The following is a 24,022-nucleotide window of genomic DNA, read 5'->3' on the forward strand; positions in this document are numbered from 1 at the left end:
GCGCAGCGTGGGGGTGCGCGTATGTTCCGGCTTGCCATCCGCGATGCGCTCCTCGCATAATCGGCAACGGTCCGGCCCGGGCGCGGCATCCTCCAAATTGCGGAGTCTCTATGGTTGCTTGTTCTTCCCCTTCCGACGTCCAGCGCCGGCGCTTGCTCAAACTGACTGCCGCGGCCCTGGCCACGCAGGCCGCTGCCGCGTGCGGCGGCGATGCGCAGGCGGCCAGCGGCGATGCCAGCGCGGCGGTGTTGCGGGCGGTCGATGCGTTCGGCGCCATGGCACCCGAGGGCACGCATTGCCTGGTGCAGGCCGATGGGCCGGATGCGACGTGGAGCGCTTCCTACAGCGCCGATCGCCAGCTGTTCGTCGGCAGCGCGGTCAAGACCTTCGTGCTCGGCCGCTTCCTGCTCGATGTGGAAACCGGCTACAACGGCACCACGGAAGCCATGCCCGGCACGATCAGCGACCTGGTCCGTTCGCCGGGCAGTCCGGTATTCCTCAAGCTGAACGGCGAGCTGCCGTTCACGCACGTGCTGGAGGCAATGATCTCCCACAGCGACAACACCGCCACCGACATGGCTTTCGGCGTGGTGGCCGCGCCGCGTGTGCGGCAGCTGATCGCTTCGGCGGGGCTGGACCGAACCCGGGTGCCGGACTCGACGCGCAGGCTGTTCTCCTACCTGGCCGGCGCCGACGACGGCGTGGACCTGGGGTGGGTGGAATTGATGAAGCGCTTGAGCCAGCCTTCGCTGCCCAATGCGCGGCCGGCGGTCAACGACAGGCAGAGCATGCTCAGTACCGCGACCGACATGGTGCGCTGGTACCGGCAGACGTTGGGTGGCAAGATTTTCAGCCAGGATGGCACCTTGCGCGAGTTCCGGCGCATCTCGGCAATGGCCAATGCGGTGGCCGCCGCCGTGCCCGCGGGCATAGCGGGCTACGGCAAAGGCGGCAGCATAGACTGGGACGATTTCCATGCCCTGAGCTTTCCGGGGCAGATGGTGGTGGACGGCGTTCCCGTGACGTTCTGCTTCACCTACAACTGGTCTGGCGGCGAGGACAGCACCGGCGCGCCGTCGCGGGATTTCGTCGAACGGGTCGCGGCCGTGCTGCAGGCCTGCGCGGACGCCGTCCGCGCCTGAACGCCCCGGCCGCGCCGGGCGGGACCATTTATTGCTGAGTCGTGGCAGCCGCCTTCCTTTGCGGGGGCTTCCGGCACAACCATAAGGAGATTGCCATGCTGACCACGATCCTTCTCATCGTCTTGCTGCTGGCCTTGATCGGCGCGTTTCCCGCGTGGCCTCACGCCGCCAGCTGGGGCTATGGCCCATCGGGCGTGATCGGCCTGCTGCTGGTCATCCTGATCGTGCTGATGCTGATGGGACGAATCTGACCGGCCGGCACCCTAGCCCAGACGCCGGGCCGCGTCCAGGGCCAGTCCGGTGCCGATGCTGCCGAACATATCGCCTTGCACCTCGCGCGCGGCGGGCAGCAGCGCTGCAACCCGCTCGCGCAGGAGCGGGACCGCGCTCGATCCGCCGGTGAAGAACACCGTGTCGATCGACGGGCCCGCCACGCCGGCATGTTGCAGCAGCGCGCCGATCGTGGCTTCGATGCGGGCGACGAGGTGCCCGATGGCGGCATCGAGGTCTTCGCGCGTGACCGGGCACGCCAGGCCGGCCTCGATGCGGCCCAGGTCCAGCGTGACCTGCTCCGTACCGGCCAGCGCGATCTTGGCTTCTTCCACCTGGAAGGCGGCCCAGTGGCCCGCGCGGTGCTTGACGAGTTCCAGCAGGCGGGCGAGTTTTTCCTTTTCGGCGGACTCGCGATAGAGCTCGTTGAGCATGGACACCGATTTGCGCGCATAGACCTGGTTGATGGTGTGCCATGACGCCAGGTTGAAGTAGGGCGTCGAAGGCATGTCCTTGCCGGTCGAAAGCCGGCTGCCCAGGCCCAGCAGCGGCATGACGCTGCGCAGGTTTAGGTACTTGTCGAAATCGGTCCCGCCTATGTGCACGCCGCCGTTGGCGAGGATGTCCTCGCGCCGGTCGCTGCGGTGCGCCCGCCGGGGATTCAGGCGGATCAGCGTGAAGTCCGAGGTGCCGCCGCCTATGTCGACGATCAGCACCAATTCTTCGCCGTCGATCTGCGATTCGTAGTCCAGCGCGGCCGCCATGGGTTCGAACTGGAATTCGACATGGCGGAAACCCACCTCGCGGGCAATGCCGGCGAGCGTCTCCTGGGCCAGCGCGTCGGCCTTGGGATCGTCATCGACGAAGAACACCGGCCGGCCGAATACGGCGTGGTCGAACGTCCTGCCGGCGGCCGCTTCGGCGCGCCGCTTGAGTTCGGCGATGAAGCGCGCGAGCAGCAGCCGGAACGGCAGCGCGCGGCCCTGGACCTCGGTCTGGCCGTCCATCAGCGGTGTGCCGAGCAGGGATTTGAGCGCCCGCATCAGCCGGCCGTCATAGCCTTCCAGATAGTCCTGGACCGCGGCGCGGCCATAACTGATTTCGCTGTCTTCGGCATGGAAGAACACGGCCGAGGGCAGGGTGGGCTTGCCGTTTTCCAACAGCAGCAAGGTTGAATCCGTCGCGGGCCGATACCAGCCGACGGTGGAGTTGGACGTCCCGAAATCGACGCCGCAGGCATTTGACATCATGAGTGATAGAGTGCGCGAGCGCCGCCAGGAACGGGCCGGAAGGCGGGGGCGGGCCATGGGCATCACGGTCGCGGAGACCCTGGGCGAGCGCGGAGTTGGATCCTGAAGCCGCTATTGTAAGCGCTGGTAGGACGCTGGATGCGTGTTCAGCCCTTGGGGCCCGGAATGCGGGCGTAGCAGTGTTTGCAGATCGCGGCGTCGAGAGGGACGTATTGGCCGCAGCTGGGGCAGGGCCTGCCCAGATGCGCCTGCGTATCGTGGCGCATTTTCGAGCGCTGCCGCAACTTGGCCAGGACCAGAACCAGGCAAAGTGCGGCAATGACGACAATCGCAATGAGCGTCTGCATGATCTCCCCACTCTATGCCAAACGAGCATGGGCTGATCATTCTAGGAAAGAACTGGATAAAAATCCCGTCACCCTAGGGTATTCCATGATCCGGGGCCGCGCCTATTCACTGCTGCCAGAACTGCCGCGCGACGAGGGCGGCGCGTATGTCGTCCGGCACGGCGATGGGCCGCATGGTCTGCATGTCGACGAACACGGGCACCAGCCGCGCGCGCACGCGCGGCTCGCCTGCCGCGCCCGCGCTGCGCAGTTCGATGGCGAGCTTCAGCGAGCTGCGGCCCACGTCCTCGACGGCGAGTTCGGCGGCGAGCTCCTCGCCCAGCCGGCTGGGAGCGAGAAAATCCACTTGCAGGTTGACGATGGGCATGGCGATGCGGCGCTCGTCATGCAGGCTGGCGAAGCTGGCGCCGATGCCGTGCTTGAGCCAGTGTTCGACGGTATCGTTGAATATCTCCACGTAGCGGGGATAGAACACGATGCCGGCCGGATCGCAGTGTTTGAAGCCGATCTCTACCGGCACGACATGGGTGGTTCGCATGCGATTTCCTCGATTGGACGGCTGCCGCGCGCAAGCTGCCCTTCGCCCGGGAGTGAGGGACAGCCGGCACCGGCCTGCGGCGCTCAGGCCCGTTCGACCGTGCTGGAGATGGTTACCGCGGTCGATGTCATCAGCTTGTGGACCGGGCACTTGTCGGCGACCGCGTGCAGTTCCTGCACCTGTTCGTCGCTCAACCGGCCGATCAGCGACAGGCGCACCGACAGCCTGTACTCGCCGCGCCGTTCGTCCTTGTCGTCGCGTTCTACCGCGACGTCCACGCCTTCCAGCGGGATCTGTCGGCTTTGCGCGTAGACCATCAGCGTCAAGGCCTTGCACCCGCCCAGCGCGGAGTCGAAGTAGTCGTGCGGCGACGGGCCTTCGCCTTTGGGGGCGGGCATGTCCAGCGGCAGCGCATGGCCGGATGCTTCGACGGTATAGCGCAGGGTTCCGGCGGCGCCGGGTTGGATGCGTATGCTCATGGGTGCTCCGTGACAGGGGACGGCAAAACGGTATCGGGATGCTCGCGGTAGGCTTGCCAGGCGTCGTGTCCGCCTTGCAGCGCCCAGGTGTTGGGATAGCCGGCCGCGCGCAGCCGCATGGCCAGCAGCGCCGCCGAGATTTCGTTCGGGCAGGCGCAGTAGACCACGATGTCGGTATCTTCCGGCCCGAGGTCCAGTTCGTCCACCGGGTCGTGCAGATCGACGGCGATGGCGCCGGGCAGCGGATCGGCCGGATCGGGCCGGACGTCCAGCAGCACCGCCTTGCGGCCTTCGTTGCGCCAGGCCGCCAATTCGTTTACGGGCAGGCGCGGGATCTGGCCCAGGAAGCGGGCGATGCGCCAGCGCTGCAGCAGCCGGTACAGCACGTACAGGGCGAGCAGCACGCCCACGAACAGGAGGCCCACCCGGCCGTAGTCGGCGATGGCCTGCAGAATGTCGCCGACCAGTTCGTGGAACAGCGCGCCGAGCAGCACGGCCGACCCGGCCCAGATGATCGAGCCGGCGATCTCGTAGCCGGAGAACACCCGGTAAGGCACCCGGGTGAAGCCGGCCATGACGGTGGTCAGCGCGCCCGCCCCAGGCAGGAACTTGGCGACCAGCAGCAGGCGCGGGCCGGCCCGCAGGTATTGGCGCTGGGTCTGCCGGATGCAGGAGTCCGGCGACAGCGAGACGCGGCAGACGGTGCGCAGCAGCCGGCCGCCATAGCGGCGGCCGGCCAGATACCAGGCGCTGTCGGCGAGCAGGCAGGCGATGATCGCGGCCGCAGCGATGCCGGGCCAAGCGACCTCGCCCGCAGCCGCCAGCGCGCCGGCCATCACCAGCAGCGGATAGGCGGGAATGGGCAGGCCGGCCTGTTCCAGCAGTACGTTGGCGAAAATCAGCCAGGCCCCGTAGAGCACCAGCAAGGTCTGCAAGTCTTCCAAAGCGTTCCTCGTGCGCGTAGACAACCCTGTATATGGACGATGGGGCCATTCGGCGCTTATGGCAAGCCCGCCGCCGGCAGGGAGGGATTTGTCCGCCGTCACGGAGCGGGATATGCTGCACAATTCCCTTTCCCGCAGCTTTCCATATCCGGCCGGATATGGCTTCCCACCATGGACTGGACCCACCGACTGCGGCTGCGCAACCTCCAGATGTTGCTCGGCCTGGCGCAGACCCGCAATATCAGCCACGCGGCTGCGATGCTCAACACGACCCAGCCGGCGCTGTCGAAATGGCTGCGCGAGCTGGAAGACGACATCGGCCTGCCGCTGTTCGAGCGCCATGCGCGCGGCCTGCGGCCCACCCATTATGGCGAGGCGCTGATCGCCCATGCCCGCCGCCTCGAGACTCAGCTCGATCGGGCTCACAGCGAGATGGAGGCGATGCGCCAGGGCGGCAGCGGCCAGATATTGATCGGCGCTTCCGGCGCGTCGGCGCCCGATACAGTGCCGCTGGCCATGCTGGCTTTGCTGCAGCGCATGCCGCAGGCGCGGATACGCATGGTGGAAAGCACCATGGACAACCTGATCGGACGGCTGGCCAACGGCGACCTGGACATCGTGGTAGGCCGGTCGGCACCCGAATTGCACGATCCGGCCATCCGTTCCGAGACGCTGTACGCCGAGCCCATCCACTTCGTGGCCCGGCCGGGGCATCCGCTGTTCGAACTGTCCGCCCCGGACTGGGACGAGATGATGCGCTACCGCTGGATCGTCTGGCCTCAGGGCACTCCGATCCGCACCACGCTGGATGCGGCGCTGGCCGAGGCGCGGCGGGAAATCCCGCCCGACTACGTGGAGTCGAATTCGGCGACGCTCAACGTCACCATGCTGGCCCACAGCGACATGGTGGGCGTGGCCTCGCACCGGGCGGCGCTGCGGCTGGCGAGCCTGAACGCCGTGCGCATCGTGCCGCTGCGGCTGGCCGGTTTCGGGTCGGTGTCGATGTATTGGCGCAACGATGCGTTGCGGCCGGCCGCGGTGGATGCGGCGCTCGCGTGCCTGCGCGACGTGGTCGAGGACCAGGGCGCGGCACGCTGAGCGGCGCTCAGCCTTCGGCTTTTTCCTTGTCCTTCTTCTTCTCTTCCCGGACGCGGTAGACCAGCACAGCGGTGTGGGCCAGCGACAGCACCTTGGCGGTGACGCTGCCCAGCAGCAGGCGCGACAGGCCGCTGCGGCCGTGGCTGCCGATGAAGATCAGGTCGCAGCCGGTCTCGGCGGCGGCCTGCACGATGCCGTCGGCGACGTTGAAATTGGAGACCGACAGCGAGGTGCTGGCGACGCCGGCCGTTTCTGCGCGGCTGGCCACGGCATCGAGATACTTGGCGGCCTGTTCGGCGGAAGCCTTTTCGTAGGCGTCGTCGGTGATGGCGTAGGCGGCGGCCATGCCGTCGAAGCCGATCGTGGCCGCGAACGGCTGGGTGACGTGCAGCGCCACGATTTCTGCGTTGACCGAACGCGCGAAGCTGACGCCTGCGTTGGCGGCCTGCGCGGACAGCGGCGATCCGTCGGTGGGGATCAGGATTTTCTTGAACATCGCGTTTTCTCCTTGGGAATCACGAAGCCGATCGTCCGGAGGCCGGCGCTGCGCGCCGACGCTCTTCCATATGCAAAGTACACCACATCTGGCATGCGCGTGTCTTGATCCGGATCAAGCCAGAGTCTTGCGCAGGAAGGCGGCGATGTCGGCCACCTCCGGCGCGCACACCGAGTGGGGCATGGGGTAGTCGTGCCACTCCACGGGGTAGCCCATTTGCCGCAGCGCATCGCGCGAGGCGGCGGCGCGTTCCGGGGCCACCACCGGGTCGGCCGTGCCGTGGCCCATGAAAATGGGGGTGGCGGCGTTGGCCGGGTTGCGCTCGGCGTCGAGCGTGGCCGCCAGCGGCAGGTAGCCCGACAGCGCCACCAGTCCGGCCAGGCGCTCGGGATGGCGCAGGCCGGCCTGCAGCGTCATCGCGCAGCCTTGCGAGAAGCCGGCCAGCACGATGTGCTCGCTGGCGACGCCGCGCTGGTTCTCGCGCGCGATCAGGGCCGCGACCTGGCGCTGCGAAGCGCGGATGCCGGCATCGTCCTCGCGCCGGACCAGGTCGGCCACGACGATGTCGTACCAGGCGCGCATCGCCATGCCGCCATTGATCGTGACGGGCCGTACCGAGGCATGCGGGAACACGAAGCGGATCGCGGGCAGGCCGCGCAGGTCGAGTTCCGGCACGATGGGTTCGAAGTCGTGGCCGTCGGCACCCAGGCCGTGCAGCCAGATCACCGCGCGTGTGGGGAGGGGGCCGGTTTCGATCTCGACGCAGTCGAGCAGGATGTCGGTCATGGTGGTCTCCGGATAGAGTCAGGCGCCGGCGGCGGGCCGGATCGCGGCCTTGGGGCGGAAGGCCTTGCAGACGGCGGCGTCGGTCTCGACGTAGGGGCCGCCGATGAGCTGGATGCAATAGGGCACGGCGGCGAAGATGCCCGGTACGGCCAGTGTGCCGTCGGCCTCGCGCAGGCCCTCCAGGGTTTCGCGTATGGCCTTGGGCTGGCCGGGCAGGTTGACGATCAGCGCGGCGCCATCGGCCTCGCCGGCGCCGCGTTCGCGTATCACCGCGACCTGGCGCGACAGGATGGCCGTGGGGACGAAGCGCAGCGAGATCTGGCGCATCTGTTCGCCGAAACCGGGCATTTCCTTGGTCGCCACGGCCAGCGTGGCTTCGGGCGTGACGTCGCGGCGCGCCGGGCCGGTGCCGCCGGTGGTCAGGATCAGGTCGCAGCCGAGTTCGTCGCACAGCTCCGCCAGCGTGGCGGAAATCGTCGGCGCGTCGTCGGCGATCAGCCGTTCCTCGAAGTGCACGGGCGTGCGCAGCGCGCCGCCCAGCCAGGTGCGCAGCGCCGGGACGCCTTCGTCGGCATAGACCCCGCGCGAGGCCCGGTCGCTGATCGATACCAGGCCGCAGAGCAGTTCGTCGGGATGTCGGCGCACCAGGCGCCGGGAGGAAGTCGTCATAGTCGTGCTCGGTCGGTAGGGAGGCGGGTCAGTCGTCCTCGTCCTCATCGTCGGGGGCGGCCGCGGGGGCCGTGCCGGAAGCGGCCGCCTGCAGCCGCTTGATTTCCTGGAACAGCGCGCGGAAGTGTTTGCGCTGCGGCTCGTGGCCGGGCAGCAGCGCGGCGTTGGCGGCGTGTTCCTTGCGCGCGGCGCGGATCAGCGCGCGCAGCGGCTGCGCATCGGCATGCGGATACAGGTTCATGAAAGCGGTGAATTGCTCGTCGTCGGCCAGCAGCCGGTCGCGCCACAGCTCGAGCTGGTGGAAAGCCGCGATTTCTTCCATCGAGTCGCCTTCCCATTTGGCCAGCATGGCCTGGATGGGCTCCACGTGCGTGTCGCGCATCAGCTTGCCGACGTATTGCAGCTGGCGCCGCTTGCCTTCGTGCGAGGTGATGCGCTGCGCTTCGCGCACGGCTTCGTAGAGGCGCTCGGCCAGCGGCAATTGCTTGAGCTTGTCCTTGGGCAGCGTCACCAGGCGTTCGCCCAGCTCCTGCAGCGCAGTCATCTGCCGCTTGAGCTGCGATTTGCTGGGCGGCCGGGGATCGTCCGGGTCGCCGGCGTCGAGCACCGGAATGGATGCCGAAGGGGTGCGTTTGGAGCGAGACATAGAAGGGCTATTCCAATTGGCGGCAAACACTATTGTGCCGCCGTTGCGCGGGCAGCGCGCGGCGCCGGCGCAAACCGCCGCGGGTGCGTCCGCCGGGCCTGGCGGGCCGGCCGTGCATACAAGGGGTGGGCTATCATACAGGCTCGCCTTCACGCATAGACCGACCGTTCATGGCCACCACCCCGTCCCGCAGGAAATCGTCCGCTTCCGCCCCCGTCCGCCCCGGACGGACCATCGACCAGGCGGTCTTCCGCGGCCTGATCGAGCAGGTGCTCGGCGAGGCCAGGCAGGCCGGCGCGACCGACGCCGCGGCGGAGGTGTCCGAAAGCCAGGGGCTGGCGGTGACCGTGCGCCGGGGTGCGCTGGAAACGGTCGAGCAGACCCGCGACCGCTCGCTGGACGTGACCGTCTACGTGGGCCAGCGGCGCGGCTCGGCCTCGACCTCCGATTTCTCCGGCCAGGCGCTGCGCGACACCGTGCAGGCGGCCTACCACATCGCCCGCCATACGGCCGAGGATCCCGCCGCCGGCCTGCCCGATGCGGAGCTGCTGGCCACCGAGTTCCCCGACCTGGATCTCTACCATCCCTGGAGCCTGCCGGCCGAGGAAGCCGCCGAACTGGCGCTGCAGGCCGAAGCGGCGGCCATGGCCACCGACAGGCGCATCGCCAACTCCGACGGCGCCTCGGTCTCGTCCTACGAAGGCCACTTCGTGATGGGTAATACCCGCGGGTTCCTGAACGGCTATCCCTATTCGCGCCATTCGCTGTCGGTCTCGCCCATCGCCGGGCGCGGCAGCAACATGCAGCGCGACGACTGGTACAGCAGCGACCGCGACTGGCGCAAGCTGGCCGACCCGGCCCGCGTCGGGCGCTATGCGGCCGAGCGGGCGCTGTCGCGCCTGTCGGCCCGGCGCATCCGCACCGGCAAGTACCCGGTGCTGTTCGAGGCGCCGCTGGCCTGCGGCCTGCTGGGCTCGCTGACCCAGGCGCTCAGCGGCGGCGCGCTCTACCGCAAGTCGAGCTTCCTGCTCGACAGCCTGGGACGGCAGATCTTCCCCGGACACATCGACGTGCTCGAAGACCCGGCCATCCAGGGCGCGCAGGGCAGCGCGGCGTTCGACGACGAAGGCGTGCGCACGCAGGCGCGCAAGGTCATCGACGCGGGCGCGGTGCAGGGCTACTTCCTGTCCAGCTACACCGCGCGCAAGCTGGGCATGGCCACGACCGGCAATGCCGGCGGCTCGCACAACCTCACGCTGGCGTCCCGGCTCACGCGCCGCGGCGACGATTTCCGCGCCATGCTGCGCAAGCTCGGCACCGGCCTGCTCGTGACCGAACTGATCGGGCAGGGCGTCAATTACGTGACCGGCGACTATTCGCGCGGCGCGTTCGGCTACTGGGTCGAGAATGGCGAGATCCGGCATGCCGTGCAAGAGATCACCATCGCAGGCAACCTGAAGGACATGTTCGGCGGACTGGTCGCGGTAGGCGCCGACACGCTTACCCGCGGCACCAAGACCACCGGCTCCATCCTGCTGCCCGAAATGTCGATCGCGGGTACCTGAGCTTCCGGCAGGTCCGCCGCGGCGCGGGCTTCGGGGCATTCCGTCGGGGTCCGCTCAACCGTCCGCGCCCATGCGGCGCCGGCTCGTACGGAGGAGTTATGAAGCCAGGAGCAGCGCATCGCATCGTCATCGCCGGCGGCGGGGCGGGAGGCCTCGAACTGGCCGTCCGCCTGGGCCGCCGCCACGGGCCCGACCACGTCACGCTGGTCGATGCCGTGCCGTTCCACATCTGGAAACCCTCGCTGCATGAAGTGGCGGCGGGCACGCTGGACATCCACCGCGAAGGCCTCTCCTACGCCATGCTGGCGCACAACAACGGTTTCCGCTTCGTGCTGGGAACCGCCACCGGCGTGGATCGCCAGGCGCGGGAACTGGCGGTGGACGCCGTGCGCGATGCCGAGGGCGAAGCCATTCTCCCCGAGCGCCGCGTCGGCTACGGCACGCTGGTGCTGGCGGTCGGCAGCCTGGGCAATTTCTTCAACACGCCGGGCGCCGAAGCCTATGCCATCTCGCTCGACACCACCGATGCCGCCGAGCATTTCCGGCTCGAATTGCTCAAGGCCATGGCGCGGGCCATGAGCGGCGAGTCGGAGCCGTCCGCGGTGAACGTGGTCATCGTCGGCGGCGGCGCCACCGGCGTCGAACTGGCGGCCGAACTGCACGAGGCGGCCCGCACCATTTCCGCCTACGGGCTACCGGGCACGCGTCCGCAGGATTTGCGCATCACGCTGATCGAAGGCGGTCCGCGCATACTCGGGCCCTTGCCCGAACGGGTCTCGCAGGCCGCCCAGGAACTCCTGGCCGAGCGCGGCGTGCGGGTCGTGACCGATTGCCGTGTGTCGGAGGTCACGCGGCATACCGTGGTGGCGCAGGGCCAGGTGTTCGATGCCGACCTGTGTGTCTGGGCGGCCGGCATCAAGGCCCCGCCGCTATTGGCGCAGCTCGGGCTGGAACTGAACGGCGTGCAGCAGATCCAGGTCGACGACCGCTTGCGCACGGCCGATCCCGCCATTTACGCGCTGGGCGATTGCGCCGCCGCGCCGTGGCGCGAGACCGGCAAGACGGTGCCGGCGCGCGCCCAGGCCGCGCACCAGCAGGCTTCCTATCTGGCGAGCGTGCTGACGGACAGGCTGCTCGGCAAGCCCGATACGGCGCCGCCGTTCCGCTTCCGCGACTTCGGCTCGCTGGTCTCCATCGGCCATGCCGAAGGCGTGGGCAGCCTGATGGGCAAGCTGTCCGGCCGCAAACTGCTGGTCGAAGGCTGGGCCGCGCGGCTCATGTATGCGGGCACGCACTGGTCGCACTATGCCGCGGTGCTGGGCTGGTGGGGGGCGAGCCTGCGTTCGCTGAGCCGGGTGCTGGACAGGCGTTCCCAGCCCCGCGTCAAGCTGCACTGAGCCGCGCGCAGGCTCTTTACAATAGCGCCCATCCCATACAGCGATGGAGCCCAGCATGGATCGCAACGACGCAACTTCCGGCCGTCCCGGCGCACGCAACCTGATCACCGACGTCGCGGGCCTGCGCGTCGGACAAGCCAGCGAGCCGGACGCCTGCACCGGCGTCACCGTGATCCTGCCCGATGAACGCGCCGCCGCCGCGGTGGACATACGCGGCGGCGGTCCGGGCACGCGCGAGACCGAGACCCTGGGCGCCTCCAACCTGGTGCGCTCGGTCGATGCCATCGTGCTGTCGGGCGGATCGGTCTACGGGCTGGCCAGCGGCGATGGCGTGGCCGCCTGGCTGGGCGCGCAAGGGCGCGGCTTTACGCTGCTGCACCAGCCCGGCGTGCCGCCTTCGCCCATCGTGCCGACCGCCGTGCTGTACGACCTTGCCAATGGCGGCGACAAGCAGTGGGGCGAATCTCCCCCCTATCGCGCGCTCGCCATGCAGGCCGCCCGCGAGGCCGACGAGGCATTCGAGCTCGGCACCCACGGCGCGGGCTTCGGCGCTTCCGCCGGCGCGCTCAAGGGCGGATTGGGCTCGGCATCCTACGTCACCCACGACGGCATGACCGTCGGCGCCATCGTCGCCTGCAACAGCTTCGGTTCCGTGGTCGCGCCGCGCAGCCGGCGCTTCTGGGCCGGCGCTTTCGAGATCGGCGACGAGTTCGGCGGCCTGGGTCCGGCCGACACGCGCGCCGAAGGCGAGACCTGGGAATGGGCCAAGCTCGATCCGCAGCCGCGCGCCAACACCACCATCGCCTGCATCGCCACCGACGTGGCCTTGACGCCCGACGAACTGCAGCGCGTCGCCACCATGGCCCAGGACGGCCTGGCGCGCGCCATCCGTCCCATCCACGCGCCCTTCGACGGCGACACCGTGTTCGCCATCTCCACCGCCCGGCGCGAGGCCCCGGTGATCGACGGCCCGGTCGATCCGCGCCCCTTCATCATCTGCCGCCTGGGCGCCCTGGCCGCCGACGTGCTGGCGCGCGCCATCGCGCGCGGGGTGTACAGCGCGTCGACGCCCGAGCGGATGACGACGCCGGCGTGGTCGAGTTTGTAGGGAACGGTCAGGCGTCCGCCGGGCTGCCGGGAGCGATCCAGTGGCCCGACTTGCCGCCTTTCTTCTCCAGCAACCGGACGTCCGTCATGACCATCCCCCGGTCGGCCGCTTTACACATGTCGTAAATGGTCAGCAGCGCGACGTTGACGGCGGTCAGCGCTTCCATTTCGACGCCGGTGCCGCCCACGGTCTCTGCGCGCACGGTGCAATGCACCGTGCCGGCCGCTTCGTCCAGGGTGAAATCGCAGGCCACGTGGGTGAGCGGGATGGGGTGGCAGAGGGGGATGAGGTCGGCGGTTTTCTTGGCGGCCATGATGGCGGCGATGCGGGCGATGCCCAGCACGTCGCCTTTCTTCGCACTGCCTGCGCGGATCAGCGCCAGGGTAGACGGCTGCATGCGTATCGCGCCGTCGGCGACGGCGACACGGGCGGTGGCGGGCTTGGCGCCCACGTCCACCATGTGGGCCTGGCCGGCGGCATCGAAATGGGTCAGCGGCGATTGCGGCATCATCGTTCTCCGGTGGCGATGGGCGAGCCCTCGCGGCTGCTCCATTCGCTCCACGAGCCGGGGTAGAGCGCGGCGCCGGGCAGTCCGGCGACTTCCAGCGCCAGCAGGTTGTGGCAGGCGGTGACGCCCGAGCCGCACTGGCTGACGGCGCGCCGCGCATCCGCCGTGCCCAGCAGCGCGGTAAATTCCGCGCGGAGTTGTTCGGGCTGCTTGAAGCGTCCGTCGGCTTCGAGGTTGTTGCGCAGGAAGCGGTTGGTCGCGCCCGGAATGTGGCCGCCGACGGCGTCCAGCGTTTCGTTCTCGCCGCGGAAGCGGTCGGGTGCGCGGGCATCGAGCACCGGCCGGGGATCGGCGGCCGAGAGGTTGGCCAGCATGGCGTCGTAATCCACGGTCTCGACGAGCGAGGGCCTCGAGGTGAACGCGGCGGGGCCGCGCGGGGCGGCGGCGCCGGATTCCAGCGGCAACCCCGCCGCTTCCCAGGCCTGCAGGCCGCCGTCCAGCACCGCGGCGTCGGCGTGGCCGGCCCAGCGCAGCAGCCACCACAGGCGGGCCGCCATGGCGCCGCCGGCATTGTCGTAGCACACCACCTGGGTGCGGTCGTCCGCGCCCAGGCGCGCCATGGCCGCGGCGAAGTCCGCTCGCGCGGGCAGGGGGTGGCGGCCATTGGCGCCGGTCTTGGCGCCGCTCAGATCGCGGTCGAGATGGACGTAGACCGCGCCGGGCAGATGGCTCGCGGCATGGGCGCGTTCGCCGGCGTCCGGGTCGGCGAGGTCGAAGGAAACATTGCAGACGAGCGGAGGCGTTTCCGATTGTTGCAGCGCATGCAGCGCCTGCGGGGAAATCAGCGTGGTAAAGCGCATGGCATGTCCTGTATCTCTTGCCGGATGGCGGCTTGCGGCGGCACCCTGGGCGGCCGCACCGGGAACCTGCCGCCCAAGCTGGCTATCATACCGGTATGCCGAATCCCGACCGCTTTCCGTCGCTGCGCGGCAAGGCCGCCGCGCTGATACTGCCGGCCCTGCTGTCCGCCTTCGTTCCCGCCCTGGCCCCGGCCCAGCCCGTCGGCTTGCCCGACCTGGGCGATTCCGCCGCGCAGGAGCTGTCTCCCAGGCTGGAGCAGCGGCTGGGCGACGCGATCATGGTCGAGGCGCGCCGCGATCCGACCTATGTCGACGACGCCGAGCTGACCCAGTACCTGACCGGCATCGCGCAGCAATTGTCGGCCAAGGCGCCCGCCGACACACCCGAGATCCGCATCTTCCCGGTGCGCGACTCCTCCATCAACGCGTTCGCGATGCCGGGCGGCTATATCGGCGTGCATACCGGCCTGGTGGTGGCCACGCAGAATGAATCCGAGCTAGCCGGCGTGATGGCGCACGAAATCGGCCACGTCGTGCAGCGCCACATCGCGCGCGGCATGGTCCAGCAGAAGCAGGACACCCTGATCATGGTCGCGGCGCTGCTGGCCGCGCTGGTGGCGGCGCGCGGCAACTCGCAGGCCCCCGAAGCCGCGCTGGCGTTCGGCCAGGCCGCCGCGATCAATTCGCAGCTCGGGTTTTCGCGCGGCGCCGAACGCGAGGCCGACCGCACCGGCTTCCAGATGCTCGAGGGCGCCGGCTACAACGTCAACGGCATGGCCTCGTTCTTCGGCCGGCTGATGCAGACCTCGGGCCTGAACGAGAGCACCAGCCAGGCTTTTACGCGCACCCACCCTTTGTCTATCGAGCGCATGTCCGACATGCAGAACCGGGCCCGCTCGGTCGCCATCCACGACAAGGCCAACTCGCAGGACTATTATTTCGTGCGCGCCAAGATGCGCATGCTGCAGGCCGCCAGCGGCCAGGAGGCCCTGGACGCCATCCGGTATTTCGAAAGCCGCGCGGCCGAAACCGAGGGAATCGAGCGCGCCGCCGCCTATTACGGCGCGGCCATCGGCTGGATGCGCCAGCGCAACTTCGCCAAGGCCGAGGAGGCCTACCAGGCCGCGACCTCGGGGGCCCGCTCGCATTTCATGCTGGCCCGCCTGGCGGTCGATCTGGCCCTGGCGCGCAACGATGCGAACCAGGCCGTGACCCTGGCGCGCGATGCCTATGCGCGCTGGCCCGAGCAGCGCGCGCTTGCGCTGGCCGTGGCCGAATCGCTGCAGCGTGCGGGGCGCCATGCCGAGGTGGTGGATTTCCTGAAGGAACAGACGCTCAAGTGGGGCGACGAACCGCGCTTCTACCAGATGGCCGCCACCAGCTATTCGAGGCTGGGCCGGGCGGTGGAAGAGCGGCGCAACATGGCCGAGTTCTACGCGATGACCGGCGCGCTGCCGGCGGCCGTGGAGCAACTCCAGCAGGCGCGCTCCGCATCCAAGGATTTCTACGAGCAGTCGCAGATCGACGCCAAGGTGCGCGAGCTGCAGCGCCGGGAGCGGGAAGAGCGGGACCTATTGAAGCGCTTCGGAGGGTAGGGGAGGGGCAATCTCAACACCAGCCGAGCGCTTGGGAGGCGGGTTCTCGCAGGGGGATGAAGGGTACGGGAGTGGAGCCGACGGGTGGGTAGACGACCTCGACCGGCGTGGCGGGGGCGGTATCGTCGGTCAGCCAGGCGGGTGGATGATCCAGCAAGGGCTGGCCGGCGGGGGTGCGAAGGCGATCCAGGACGTCGGCGAGATAGCGGTCCTCCACCATGGCGGGGCCATGCTCGGTGACGGCATAGAGGCGGTGCCGGTCGTCCAGGGCCCAGCGGCTCACTTGCGTAACGGGTTTGCCGGTGTGGGTGATCAGGCTTCCTGCGGCGTCGTCCTGGCGAAGGATCAGCGGCGCGGCGTCCAGCCTGGCGAAAACGCGCTGCGGGCCGTTCTGGAAGAACCAGCGGCCCTGGTCGTCGTGGCTGTAGTTGCGGGCTATGAAAGCGAGGATGCCCGGGTTGGAGATGGACGTGCCCGGGCCGCCTGCGCCGGCATCGCCTTCGGGGTGCAGGCGCCAGCGCCCGCGCGCATCCAGCGACAGCCAGCCGTGCGCGTCCGGCACATCGGGCCAGCGCGCCATCGCCGCGAGTACTTCCTCATCCATGAGCGCACGAACTCCATTGAAGCGGGAATCGCTCCCGACGGACAAGCGATCCGGTTATTTATACCCCGGTCCGGAAGAAGTCGGCCAGCCGCTGCGGCAGCCAGTTCAGCGTGCCGGGGAAACGGCCGCTGGGAAAGCCCGCATGGCCGCCCTGGGCCGGCTGGTGCAGCACGACGCTGTTGGCGGCCTGGGTGGGGCCGGGCAGGTAGCGGCCCGGCAGGAAGGGATCGTTGCGCGCGTTCAGCACCAGTGTGGGGATGGCGATGTCGACCAGCAGCGGTTTGCTGGAAGCGCGCGTCCAGTAGTCGTCGACGTCGCGGAATCCATGCGTGGGCGCGGTGTAGGCGTCGTCGAATTCGTACAGGTCGCGGGCGTGGGCCACGCGCAGCACGTCTATGGTGCCGGGAAAGCGCTGCGCTTTCTGCAGGGTCTTGGACTTGAGCGTGCGCAGGAACATGTGGGTGTAGATGCGTCGATTGATCAGCCCCGTTCCCAGCACGCGGCCGCCCACCATCAGGTCCAGCGGCGCGGAGACGCCGGCCGCGGCCGTCAGCCAGCCGGCGGAACTGCCGGCCTCGCCCAGGTGCTTGAGCAGCGCGTTGCCGCCCAGCGACACGCCCGCGGCGTGCCAGTGCAGGTGGGGCAGGCGCTGGCGCACGGTATCCAGCATGAAGCCGACGTCGGCGGAGTCGCCCGAATGATAGGCGCGCGGCAGCCGGTTGGGCTCTCCGGAGCAGCCGCGAAAATGCGGCACCACCACCGTCCAGCCGCGGGCTCGGAAATACTGCGAGATCGCCTGGGCGTAGTGGCTCGCGCTGCTGCCTTCCAGTCCGTGGAACAGCACCAGTCCGGGGCCGGGCGCTGCCGCGTCCCGCAACTGCGCGAACAGTTCGGGGCCGGCCTCGGCGCGCGCGCCGATCCCGGGGGCCGTCCAGTCGAAATCGATGAAGTCGCCATCGGGCGTGTCCACCCGTTCGCGCCGGAACGAGGTGCGATGATGCGACGCCCAGCGGGCGGCGTAGATGGTCTGGCTATGTCCTTCGGGCAACCAAGCGGGAGTGGGGCAGGGCGTCGTATCCAGGTAGGCGGGCATGCGGCGTCTGTCGGCGGCGGTTCAATGCAGGAGATCGGGGATATCCTGCAATTCGGCCGGGCCGAGGTCCGCAGGAGCTTGCGACGAATGGTGCAACACCATGCGCCAGCCGGTAGGACCCTTGTGGAAGACATTGGTTGCATAGCAGTTGACGACCTGCTTGCCCTGGGAGGTATCGACCATGAGCTGTTCGACCACCGTGTGGACCGAACCCATCATGCTTTGCATGATGTGGATGCGCGTGGGCCGTATCGGCACGGCCGAATTGGCGAGGATCTCGCGCCAGGACTCCTGCACGGCGCCGTGGCCGATCAGCCGCGGGCCGCCGGGGTGGATGCAGACGATGTCTTCGTCATCCGCCCACACTGCCATCAACTGGGCGAGGTCGCCCTGTTCCAGGGCTTCGTAGAAAGCCTGTTCCGCTTCTTCGGAGGTGGCGAACAGCGTCGCGCCGCGGGACTTGAGCGCCATTATGCGAACACGATCGTCTTGTGGCCGTTCAACAGGATGCGATGCTCCACGTGCCACCGCACGGCGCGGGCCAGCACCAGGCATTCCACGTCGCGGCCGACCTGGGTCAGGGTCTCCGGCGACATGCTGTGATCCACGCGGGCGATGTCCTGCTCGATGATCGGGCCTTCGTCCAGGTCCGGGGTCACGTAGTGCGCGGTCGCGCCGATCAGCTTCACGCCGCGTTCGTGCGCCTGGTAATAGGGGCGCGCGCCCTTGAAGCTGGGCAGGAAGCTGTGGTGGATGTTGATGGCCTTGCCGGCCAGCGCGCGGCACATCTCGGGCGAAAGAATCTGCATGTAGCGCGCCAGAACGACCAGGTCGACGTTCTCGCGCTCCGCGATCTGCAGGACCTGGCGTTCCTGCTGCTCCTTGCCGCCCTGCGCGACCGGCAGGTGGTAGAACGGCACGCCGTACGAGGCCGACAGCAGCGCGAAGTCGGGGTGGTTGGATACCACCGCGGGAATGTCGATCGGCAACTGGCCGCTCTTGGCGCGGAACAGCAGGTCGTTCAGGCAATGGCCGTGCTTGCTGACCATCAGCAGCACGCGGGCGCGCTTGTGCGGATCGCGGATCTGCCACTGCATGGAAAAACGCTCGGCCAGCGGCGCGAACTCCGCCCGCACCGCCTCGGCGCCCATGCCTTCCGGCACCGAGAAATGCACGCGCAGGAAGAACAGTTGCGTGGCTTCGTCGCCGAACTGCTGCGAGTCGAGGATGTTGCAGCCGCGCTCGAACAGGAACCCCGACACGTGATACACGATGCCGGTCGTATCGGGGCAGGCAAGCGTCAGGATGTAGTCGTTCTGCACATCAGTGTCCAATGACTTTGGCGCCGGCCTTCAAGCGGTATTCGGTGCCGCAGTAGGGGCACTTGGCCGCCCCGGTGGTCGCGACGTCGAGGAACACCTTGGGGTGCATGTTCCAGAGCGGGGTGCGCGGGCCGGGACAGGCGAGCGGCAGCTCGCTGGCGTCGATTTCGATGAGCTCGCTCGAGGTTGCGGTCGTCGTCATGGCGTGCCCCGCTCAGACCTGGGTCAGCCAGTGGCCGTACTTGGCGTTGCGGCCGGCCACCAGGTCGAAGTAGGCCTGCTGCAGGCGCGCCGTGACGGGGCCGCACTGGCCGGCGCCGATGACGCGGCGATCCAGTTCGCGGATGGGCGTGACTTCGGCCGCGGTGCCGGTGAAAAAGGCTTCGTCGGCGATGTAGACGTCGTCGCGGGTCACGCGCTTGGTGACGACCTTGATGCCGAGGTCGGCGGCCAGGCTGTGGATGGTGGAGCGCGTGATGCCGGTCAGGGCCGAGGCGATTTCCGGTTCGACCAGCACGCCGTCCTTGACCAGGAAGATGTTCTCGCCCGAGCCTTCGGCCACGAAGCCTTCGGTGTCGAGCAGCAGGGCTTCGTCGTAGCCGTCTTCGGTGGCTTCGAGGTTGGCCAGGATGGAGTTGGCGTAGGTCGAGGCCAGCTTGGCGCGCGGCATCGTCACGTTGACGTGGTGGCGGGCGAAGGACGAGGTCTTGACGCGGATGCCCTTCTGCAGGGCCTCGGCGCCCAGGTAGGCGCCCCATTCCCAGGCGGCCACGGCCACGTGGACCTTGGCGCCCTTGGGCGAAACGCCCATCTTTTCGGAGCCGTAGAACGCGATCGGGCGCAGGTAGCAGGATTCCAGCTTGTTGGCGCGCACCACTTCCTTCTGCGCTTCCACCAGGGCTTCCTTGTCGTACGGAACGGCCATCTGGTAGATGCGGGCGGAGTTGAGCAGGCGCTCGGTGTGCTCTTTGAGCCGGAAAATCGATGTGCCGAGGTCGGTCTTGTAGGCGCGTACACCCTCGAATACCGCCAACCCGTAGTGCAGAGAGTGGGTGAGCACGTGGGTATTGGCTTCACGCCAGGGCACGAGCTTGCCGTCGTACCAGATGAAGCCGTCGCGGTCTGACATCGACATGATTAGGATCTCCGAAATGAACCAGATATTGTACCAATCTGCGACAGGGCGCTGCGACGAAGCGGCGGCACGCAGGCGCCCGCCGATCGATCCCGTGCCTGGGAAGATTCGGGTTTTCACTTACAATAGCTGTAAACCATAACTGTACTCCTTCCCGAGGTCCGCTCGCGCAGCGGGCCGGTCCGGCCCGGTTTTCCCCTATGTCCACGCTTCCCACCCCGTCCGGCGGCGCCGTGCCGTCCCGGCAGGAACTGCGAGCCGCCTTCGCCGACGGTGTGCGTGCGCTCGGGCCGACCACCATCGCCATCGCGGTGTGGGGCTGGTGAGCGGGGTCGCGATGGTCAAGATCGGCCTGTCCCCATGGCTGGCGCTGATCATGACGCTGCTGGTCTACGCGGGCTCGGCCCAGCTCGCCGCGCTGCCGCTGATGGCCGCCGGTGCGCCGGTATGGCTGGTGTTCGCCGCCGGGTGCGCGGTGAACCTGCGTTTCATCATCTTCGCCGCGGCGCTGCATCCCTATTTCCGGCATTTCTCGCGCTGGCGCAGGCTGCTGCTGGGCTACCTGACCAGCGACATCGGCTTCGTGCTGTTCATGCCGCGCCACGGCGATGCCCCCGCCAAGGGCACGCCCGTGCAAATCCGTTTCTTCGTGGGCGCGGCCGCGGGCAACTGGGTGACCTGGCAGGTCAGTTCCATCGCCGGCATCCTGCTGGGCGGCGTGGTGCCGCAAGCATGGTCGCTGGAGTTCGCCGCCGTGCTGGCGCTGACCGCCATCGTGGTGCCCATGGTGGCGAGCTGGCCGGTGGTGGCCGCGGTCGGCGCCGCGGCGCTGGCGGGCTGGGCGGGCCAGCCGCTGCCGCTGCGCCTGGGGCTGATCCTGGCCGTGGCGGCCGGAGTCTGGGCCGGCGTCGCGGCGGAGAACGCATTGGCGCGCCGCCGGGCGCGGGAGGATCGGGCATGAATCCCGTTTCCGATTCGCTCTACGTCTGGCTGTGCATCATTGCGCTGGCCGCCTGCACCTTGATCACCCGCGCCGGCTTCCTCTTGCTGGGCGACAACGTGCCGCTGCCCGAGGGCGTGCGGCGCGCATTGCGCTACGCCCCCGCCGCTGCGCTGTCGGCGGTGATCGTCCCGGATCTGCTGCCGTGGGTGCAGGGGCAGGGACCGGTCTTGGACTGGCGCGCCGTGGCCGCGCTGGTGGCGGTGATCGTGATGGTGGTCACGCGCAACACCATTGCGATGATCGCATCCGGCATGATCGTGCTCTGGCTGCTGCGCTGGCTCGCCGGCTAAGGGATCCGGCTCCCGAGCCTGCTCCTACTCCGCCTGCGCGCGCGGCCCCAGCACGGTTTCCCATAGTTCGATGACCGCCGCGCGCTCGGCTGCCAGCGCTTCTTGCGGCACCCGCGCCTTTTCGGCGTCCTGCAGCCGCAGCGCGTGCTGCTCGCGGCGCAGGGTCCGGTAGGCGTCGCCGACGCGCTGCGCCAGGTCGGCCGGGATCAGGCCGGCTTCGCCCGCAAGGCGCAGCAGCGCGATGTTGCCGAGGTTCTGCACCAGGATCTCGTGCTCGCGCGCATGCAGCAGCACGAGGTACTGCGTGATGAACTCGACGTCCACCATGCCGCCGGGGTCGTGCTTGATGTCGAAGTCGGGCGAACGGTTGGGGTGGCCTTCGCCGATCTTGCGGCGCATGCCTATCACTTCGCCCGCCAGCGCCTGCGCGTCGCGCGGCATCAGCAGCACGTCGCGGCGTATCTGTTCGAAGCGGCGGCCGATCCCGGGGTCGCCGGCGGCGAAGCGCGCGCGCGTGATGGCCTGGTGCTCCCAGGGCCAGGCGTGCTCCTTCTGGTAGCGCTCGAAGGCTTCGGTAGAGATGACCATCAACCCCGCCTGCCCGTCGGGGCGCAGGCGCAGATCGACTTCGTACAGGCGGCCCGAGGCGGTCATCGAGCCCAGCCAGGACAGGATGCGCTGGCCGAAGCGGGCGTAGATCTCGCCGGCATCCTCGCGCGGGTCCTCATACAGGAAGACCAGGTCCAGGTCGGAGGCGTAGCCCAGCTCCTTTCCGCCATGCTTGCCGTAGGCGATGACGGCGAAGCGCGCGGGCGTGCGGCCCTGGTCCTTGGAAAGATTGAACCAGACGCGCTTGAGCGTTTCCTCCAGCATGACGTCGGCGATCATGGACAGGTAGTCGCCCAGCCGCTCGACCGTCAACTGCCCTTCGAGATCCTGCGCGAGCAGCTGGAAGCCCCACTGGCGCTGCACGTCGCGCATCAGGTTCATCTGGCGTTCGACGTCGGGCGTGCCGGTGCCCGCGATGACGCAGGCGTCGAGGTCCTCGCCGAGCTTGCGCGCCAGCTCGGGCAGGTCGGGCGGCGTCAGCAGCGTGTGCCATTCGAGCAGTTCGTCCAGTAGCAGCGGGTGGCGGGTGAGGTAGCCCGCGGCCCAGTCGCTGGCGGCGAAGATGCGCGCCACGCGCGCCAGGGTGTCGGGATACTCGGCCAGCAGCGCCATGTAGGCGCTGCGCTGGGCGATGTGTTCGATCAGGCCGAACATGCGGACGAGCGCGGCGGCGGGGGCCTTGGTGCCGGCGCAGGCGTCCACCGCGGCGGGCAGCAGGGCGGCCAGCCGGCGCCGGCTGTTGTCGGGCAGGCTGCGTATGCGCGGGCTGTCGAGCAGCGCCCGCGCGCGCGGCAGTAATTCGTCGGCCGCGGCCGGCAGGGCGGCGCGGATGCGTTCGACCAGCAGGTCTTCGGGGTCGGCGGCGGCCGAGGCGCGGGCGGGGGCCGACGCATCCGCCTCGCCCTGGCCGAATACGCCGCGGAAGGTGGCCTCGACGAATTCGCGGTGCTGGCCGAGCGTGCGTTCGAAATCGGCTGCGTCGGCAAAGCCCAGCGCGTCCGCCAGTTCCGCGCGGCGGCCGGGATCCTGCGGCAGCAGGTGGGTCTGCTGGTCTTCGCGGTATTGCAGCGCGTGTTCGACGCGGCGCAGGAAACGGTAGGCCTGCTCCAGGCGCTCGGCCTCGGCGGGCTGGACCAGGCCTGCTTCGCGCTCGGCGTGCAGCGCGGCCAGCAGCCCGCGCACGCGCAGGGAGGGCATGCGGCCGCCGCGTATCAGCTGCGAGAGTTGCACGACGAACTCGACCTCGCGGATGCCGCCTTCCCCGAGCTTGATGTTGTCGGCCTGGGTGGCCTCCGCGCCGGTGCCGCTGAAGGCGCGCCGGTTCCAGTCTTCGCGTATGCGTTCGCGCAGTGCGCGCAGCGCCGCCAGGGCGTCGAAATCGAAATACTTGCGGTAGACGAAAGGCTGGCGCAGGGCTTCGAGCTGCGCCGCCTGGCCGGCGGGGTCGCTGCCTTCGAAGGCGCGCGCTTCGATGCGGCGGCCCTTGAGCCAGGCATAGCGCTCCCATTCGCGCCCTTGCGAAACCAGGTAGTTCTCGAAGGCGTCCAGGCTCCAGGCCAGCGGGCCGGCATCGCCGTCGGGCCTCAGGCGCAGGTCGGTGCGGAACACGTGGCCATCGGCGTCGATCTCGGAAATGACCGGCATCATGCGGCGCGTGAGCCGGCCGTAGAACTCGTGGTGGGAAATGGGGCGGCGTCCGTCGGTCTCGCCCTCGTCGCCGTACAGCATGACCAAGTCGATGTCCGAAGAGACGTTGAGTTCCTCGCCGCCCAGTTTGCCCATGCCGACGATCAGCATCTCCTGGGGCAGGCCGGAGGCCGCCTCGCGCGGGATGCCGTGGACTTCGGCCAGTTCCGCGGCGATGCTGCGGTAGGCCTGCTCGACCGCGAGATCGGCCAGCCGGGTCATGGCGCCGACGATTTCCTCCAGCGGCGCCAGGCCGGCGAGGTCGCGGACCATGGCGGCGCAGAACACCCGCTCGCGCAACTGGCGCAGCACCGCGCGGCAGTCGGCTACCGCCAGCGGCTGCGGCGCGGGCGCGGCCGGGCGGGCCGAGCGCAGTTCGTCGAACCAGGCCTGCAGGCGGGCGGCATCGACCGGCGCCGCGGCCGCCTCGGCGAGCCAGGCGCCGTATTCCGGGCGGCCGTCGATGCGGCGGCGCAGGTGGCCGGACCAGGAAAGCGCGGGGGCGAGGATCGTCGTGTCGGTCATGGCGGGTATTTTGCTGCCGGGACGCCCGAAGCGGAAGCGCGTTCGGGGCGGCGATGC

Annotated in this window: 26 protein-coding genes and 1 pseudogene; 9 read left to right on the forward strand and 18 right to left on the reverse strand. The window is 69.0% G+C overall.

Features of this window, described 5'->3' with window-relative positions:
- The first annotated feature begins 110 nt into the window (after positions 1–110).
- Complete coding sequence (locus PIGHUM_RS02985; RefSeq protein ID WP_160142127.1) at positions 111–1,142, forward strand: serine hydrolase; 1,032 nt, start codon at positions 111–113, stop codon at positions 1,140–1,142.
- 95 nt (positions 1,143–1,237) lie between these two features.
- Positions 1,238–1,393 (forward strand): DUF3309 family protein, encoded by a 156-nt coding sequence (locus PIGHUM_RS02990; protein ID WP_124077773.1) that lies wholly within the window; start codon positions 1,238–1,240, stop codon positions 1,391–1,393.
- 12 nt (positions 1,394–1,405) lie between these two features.
- Here the strand turns inward: PIGHUM_RS02990 and PIGHUM_RS02995 are convergent, their stop codons facing one another.
- The 5 genes from PIGHUM_RS02995 to PIGHUM_RS03015 all read right to left on the reverse strand — a co-directional run bounded on the left by PIGHUM_RS02995 (position 1,406) and on the right by PIGHUM_RS03015 (position 4,970).
- Positions 1,406–2,662: an Hsp70 family protein gene (locus tag PIGHUM_RS02995; RefSeq protein WP_124077774.1), complete on the reverse strand. Its 1,257-nt coding sequence runs from the start codon at positions 2,660–2,662 to the stop codon at positions 1,406–1,408.
- A gap of 146 nt (positions 2,663–2,808) precedes the next feature.
- The gene (locus PIGHUM_RS03000) at positions 2,809–3,009 is read right to left on the reverse strand and encodes a hypothetical protein (protein WP_124077775.1); all 201 of its coding nucleotides are present in this window, start codon (positions 3,007–3,009) and stop codon (positions 2,809–2,811) included.
- Between the two features lie 106 nt (positions 3,010–3,115).
- Positions 3,116–3,547, reverse strand: coding sequence for an acyl-CoA thioesterase (locus tag PIGHUM_RS03005; protein WP_124077776.1), 432 nt, complete (start codon positions 3,545–3,547; stop codon positions 3,116–3,118).
- 83 nt (positions 3,548–3,630) lie between these two features.
- Positions 3,631–4,026 (reverse strand): OsmC family protein, encoded by a 396-nt coding sequence (locus PIGHUM_RS03010; protein ID WP_124077777.1) that lies wholly within the window; start codon positions 4,024–4,026, stop codon positions 3,631–3,633.
- Positions 4,023–4,970: a DedA family protein/thiosulfate sulfurtransferase GlpE gene (locus tag PIGHUM_RS03015; RefSeq protein ID WP_124077778.1), complete on the reverse strand. Its 948-nt coding sequence runs from the start codon at positions 4,968–4,970 to the stop codon at positions 4,023–4,025. The genes PIGHUM_RS03010 and PIGHUM_RS03015 overlap by 4 nt, the downstream gene beginning before the upstream one ends.
- Positions 4,971–5,141: 171 nt before the next feature.
- Between PIGHUM_RS03015 and PIGHUM_RS03020 the strand changes: the two genes are divergently transcribed.
- The gene (locus PIGHUM_RS03020) at positions 5,142–6,068 is read left to right on the forward strand and encodes a LysR family transcriptional regulator (RefSeq protein WP_124077779.1); all 927 of its coding nucleotides are present in this window, start codon (positions 5,142–5,144) and stop codon (positions 6,066–6,068) included.
- Positions 6,069–6,075: 7 nt separating this feature from the next.
- Here the strand turns inward: PIGHUM_RS03020 and PIGHUM_RS03025 are convergent, their stop codons facing one another.
- The 4 genes from PIGHUM_RS03025 to yjgA all read right to left on the reverse strand — a co-directional run bounded on the left by PIGHUM_RS03025 (position 6,076) and on the right by yjgA (position 8,665).
- Complete coding sequence (locus tag PIGHUM_RS03025) at positions 6,076–6,564, reverse strand: universal stress protein (RefSeq protein WP_124077780.1); 489 nt, start codon at positions 6,562–6,564, stop codon at positions 6,076–6,078.
- Between the two features lie 114 nt (positions 6,565–6,678).
- Positions 6,679–7,350 carry an alpha/beta hydrolase gene (locus PIGHUM_RS03030; RefSeq protein WP_124077781.1) on the reverse strand — a complete coding sequence of 224 codons (672 nt, stop codon included), beginning with the start codon at positions 7,348–7,350 and terminating at the stop codon, positions 6,679–6,681.
- Positions 7,351–7,368: 18 nt separating this feature from the next.
- The gene (mog, locus tag PIGHUM_RS03035; protein ID WP_124077782.1) at positions 7,369–8,019 is read right to left on the reverse strand and encodes a molybdopterin adenylyltransferase; all 651 of its coding nucleotides are present in this window, start codon (positions 8,017–8,019) and stop codon (positions 7,369–7,371) included.
- Positions 8,020–8,047: 28 nt separating this feature from the next.
- Positions 8,048–8,665 carry a ribosome biogenesis factor YjgA gene (yjgA, locus tag PIGHUM_RS03040; protein ID WP_124077783.1) on the reverse strand — a complete coding sequence of 206 codons (618 nt, stop codon included), beginning with the start codon at positions 8,663–8,665 and terminating at the stop codon, positions 8,048–8,050.
- A 170-nt stretch (positions 8,666–8,835) separates the two neighbouring features.
- Between yjgA and pmbA the strand changes: the two genes are divergently transcribed.
- The 3 genes from pmbA to PIGHUM_RS03055 all read left to right on the forward strand — a co-directional run bounded on the left by pmbA (position 8,836) and on the right by PIGHUM_RS03055 (position 12,735).
- Complete coding sequence (pmbA, locus tag PIGHUM_RS03045) at positions 8,836–10,230, forward strand: metalloprotease PmbA (protein WP_124077784.1); 1,395 nt, start codon at positions 8,836–8,838, stop codon at positions 10,228–10,230.
- A gap of 98 nt (positions 10,231–10,328) precedes the next feature.
- Entirely contained in the window at positions 10,329–11,627 is a 1,299-nt protein-coding gene (locus PIGHUM_RS03050) for an NAD(P)/FAD-dependent oxidoreductase (protein WP_124077785.1), read from the forward strand.
- 55 nt (positions 11,628–11,682) lie between these two features.
- The gene (locus PIGHUM_RS03055) at positions 11,683–12,735 is read left to right on the forward strand and encodes a P1 family peptidase (RefSeq protein WP_222929204.1); all 1,053 of its coding nucleotides are present in this window, start codon (positions 11,683–11,685) and stop codon (positions 12,733–12,735) included.
- 7 nt (positions 12,736–12,742) lie between these two features.
- Here PIGHUM_RS03055 and moaC read toward each other — a convergent pair whose 3' ends face one another.
- Both moaC and PIGHUM_RS03065 read right to left on the reverse strand, forming a co-directional pair.
- Entirely contained in the window at positions 12,743–13,243 is a 501-nt protein-coding gene (moaC, locus tag PIGHUM_RS03060) for a cyclic pyranopterin monophosphate synthase MoaC (protein WP_124077844.1), read from the reverse strand.
- Entirely contained in the window at positions 13,243–14,103 is an 861-nt protein-coding gene (locus PIGHUM_RS03065; RefSeq protein ID WP_124077787.1) for a sulfurtransferase, read from the reverse strand. Before PIGHUM_RS03065 ends, moaC begins: the two co-directional genes overlap by 1 nt.
- 95 nt (positions 14,104–14,198) lie before the next feature.
- On the opposite strand from PIGHUM_RS03065, the gene PIGHUM_RS03070 reads away from it, so the two are divergent.
- Entirely contained in the window at positions 14,199–15,698 is a 1,500-nt protein-coding gene (locus PIGHUM_RS03070) for a M48 family metalloprotease (protein WP_124077788.1), read from the forward strand.
- Positions 15,699–15,711: 13 nt separating this feature from the next.
- On the opposite strand, the gene PIGHUM_RS03075 is transcribed toward PIGHUM_RS03070, so the two are convergent.
- The 6 genes from PIGHUM_RS03075 to PIGHUM_RS03100 are packed head-to-tail and all read right to left on the reverse strand — an operon-like array spanning position 15,712 to position 19,852.
- Positions 15,712–16,302 carry a DUF2946 family protein gene (locus PIGHUM_RS03075; protein WP_124077789.1) on the reverse strand — a complete coding sequence of 197 codons (591 nt, stop codon included), beginning with the start codon at positions 16,300–16,302 and terminating at the stop codon, positions 15,712–15,714.
- A gap of 58 nt (positions 16,303–16,360) precedes the next feature.
- Positions 16,361–17,395 carry a YheT family hydrolase gene (locus PIGHUM_RS03080; RefSeq protein WP_124077790.1) on the reverse strand — a complete coding sequence of 345 codons (1,035 nt, stop codon included), beginning with the start codon at positions 17,393–17,395 and terminating at the stop codon, positions 16,361–16,363.
- A 21-nt stretch (positions 17,396–17,416) separates the two neighbouring features.
- Complete coding sequence (locus PIGHUM_RS03085; protein WP_124077845.1) at positions 17,417–17,839, reverse strand: nuclear transport factor 2 family protein; 423 nt, start codon at positions 17,837–17,839, stop codon at positions 17,417–17,419.
- A 26-nt stretch (positions 17,840–17,865) separates the two neighbouring features.
- On the reverse strand, positions 17,866–18,717 hold the full coding sequence (purU, locus tag PIGHUM_RS03090; protein ID WP_124077791.1) for a formyltetrahydrofolate deformylase: 852 nt from the start codon (positions 18,715–18,717) through the stop codon (positions 17,866–17,868).
- Between the two features lies 1 nt (position 18,718).
- Positions 18,719–18,919, reverse strand: coding sequence for a zinc-finger domain-containing protein (locus tag PIGHUM_RS03095; RefSeq protein ID WP_124077792.1), 201 nt, complete (start codon positions 18,917–18,919; stop codon positions 18,719–18,721).
- Between the two features lie 12 nt (positions 18,920–18,931).
- Positions 18,932–19,852 (reverse strand): branched-chain amino acid transaminase, encoded by a 921-nt coding sequence (locus tag PIGHUM_RS03100; RefSeq protein WP_124077793.1) that lies wholly within the window; start codon positions 19,850–19,852, stop codon positions 18,932–18,934.
- Between the two features lie 200 nt (positions 19,853–20,052).
- On the opposite strand from PIGHUM_RS03100, the pseudogene PIGHUM_RS03105 reads away from it, so the two are divergent.
- Both PIGHUM_RS03105 and PIGHUM_RS03110 read left to right on the forward strand, forming a co-directional pair.
- A pseudogene (locus PIGHUM_RS03105) lies at positions 20,053–20,813 on the forward strand (AzlC family ABC transporter permease).
- A complete protein-coding gene (locus PIGHUM_RS03110; protein WP_124077794.1) occupies positions 20,810–21,145 on the forward strand; it encodes an AzlD domain-containing protein in 336 nt (111 codons plus the stop codon). Before PIGHUM_RS03105 ends, PIGHUM_RS03110 begins: the two are co-directional and overlap by 4 nt.
- 24 nt (positions 21,146–21,169) lie before the next feature.
- On the opposite strand, the gene glnE is transcribed toward PIGHUM_RS03110, so the two are convergent.
- A complete protein-coding gene (gene glnE / locus PIGHUM_RS03115; protein ID WP_124077795.1) occupies positions 21,170–23,965 on the reverse strand; it encodes a bifunctional [glutamate--ammonia ligase]-adenylyl-L-tyrosine phosphorylase/[glutamate--ammonia-ligase] adenylyltransferase in 2,796 nt (931 codons plus the stop codon).
- Between the last annotated feature and the right edge of the window lie 57 nt (positions 23,966–24,022).

The sequence above is a fragment of the Pigmentiphaga humi genome, from assembly GCF_900606115.1.
GTDB lineage: Bacteria > Pseudomonadota > Gammaproteobacteria > Burkholderiales > Burkholderiaceae_B > Pigmentiphaga > Pigmentiphaga humi.

Coding starts and splice junctions, on each gene's coding strand:
- PIGHUM_RS03050 (WP_124077785.1), top strand. CDS start 10,329: ATGAAGCCAGGAGCAGCGCATCGCATCGTCATCGCCGGCGGCGGGGCG.
- PIGHUM_RS03095 (WP_124077792.1), bottom strand. CDS start 18,919: ATGACGACGACCGCAACCTCGAGCGAGCTCATCGAAATCGACGCCAGC.
- pmbA (WP_124077784.1), top strand. CDS start 8,836: ATGGCCACCACCCCGTCCCGCAGGAAATCGTCCGCTTCCGCCCCCGTC.
- PIGHUM_RS03010 (WP_124077777.1), bottom strand. CDS start 4,026: ATGAGCATACGCATCCAACCCGGCGCCGCCGGAACCCTGCGCTATACC.
- PIGHUM_RS03080 (WP_124077790.1), bottom strand. CDS start 17,395: ATGCCCGCCTACCTGGATACGACGCCCTGCCCCACTCCCGCTTGGTTG.
- yjgA (WP_124077783.1), bottom strand. CDS start 8,665: ATGTCTCGCTCCAAACGCACCCCTTCGGCATCCATTCCGGTGCTCGAC.
- PIGHUM_RS03005 (WP_124077776.1), bottom strand. CDS start 3,547: ATGCGAACCACCCATGTCGTGCCGGTAGAGATCGGCTTCAAACACTGC.
- PIGHUM_RS03100 (WP_124077793.1), bottom strand. CDS start 19,852: ATGTCGATGTCAGACCGCGACGGCTTCATCTGGTACGACGGCAAGCTC.
- glnE (WP_124077795.1), bottom strand. CDS start 23,965: ATGACCGACACGACGATCCTCGCCCCCGCGCTTTCCTGGTCCGGCCAC.
- PIGHUM_RS03075 (WP_124077789.1), bottom strand. CDS start 16,302: ATGGATGAGGAAGTACTCGCGGCGATGGCGCGCTGGCCCGATGTGCCG.
- PIGHUM_RS03055 (WP_222929204.1), top strand. CDS start 11,683: ATGGATCGCAACGACGCAACTTCCGGCCGTCCCGGCGCACGCAACCTG.
- PIGHUM_RS02990 (WP_124077773.1), top strand. CDS start 1,238: ATGCTGACCACGATCCTTCTCATCGTCTTGCTGCTGGCCTTGATCGGC.
- moaC (WP_124077844.1), bottom strand. CDS start 13,243: ATGCCGCAATCGCCGCTGACCCATTTCGATGCCGCCGGCCAGGCCCAC.
- PIGHUM_RS02985 (WP_160142127.1), top strand. CDS start 111: ATGGTTGCTTGTTCTTCCCCTTCCGACGTCCAGCGCCGGCGCTTGCTC.
- PIGHUM_RS03030 (WP_124077781.1), bottom strand. CDS start 7,350: ATGACCGACATCCTGCTCGACTGCGTCGAGATCGAAACCGGCCCCCTC.
- PIGHUM_RS02995 (WP_124077774.1), bottom strand. CDS start 2,662: ATGATGTCAAATGCCTGCGGCGTCGATTTCGGGACGTCCAACTCCACC.
- mog (WP_124077782.1), bottom strand. CDS start 8,019: ATGACGACTTCCTCCCGGCGCCTGGTGCGCCGACATCCCGACGAACTG.
- PIGHUM_RS03070 (WP_124077788.1), top strand. CDS start 14,199: ATGCCGAATCCCGACCGCTTTCCGTCGCTGCGCGGCAAGGCCGCCGCG.
- PIGHUM_RS03000 (WP_124077775.1), bottom strand. CDS start 3,009: ATGCAGACGCTCATTGCGATTGTCGTCATTGCCGCACTTTGCCTGGTT.
- PIGHUM_RS03065 (WP_124077787.1), bottom strand. CDS start 14,103: ATGCGCTTTACCACGCTGATTTCCCCGCAGGCGCTGCATGCGCTGCAA.
- PIGHUM_RS03020 (WP_124077779.1), top strand. CDS start 5,142: ATGGACTGGACCCACCGACTGCGGCTGCGCAACCTCCAGATGTTGCTC.
- PIGHUM_RS03110 (WP_124077794.1), top strand. CDS start 20,810: ATGAATCCCGTTTCCGATTCGCTCTACGTCTGGCTGTGCATCATTGCG.
- PIGHUM_RS03025 (WP_124077780.1), bottom strand. CDS start 6,564: ATGTTCAAGAAAATCCTGATCCCCACCGACGGATCGCCGCTGTCCGCG.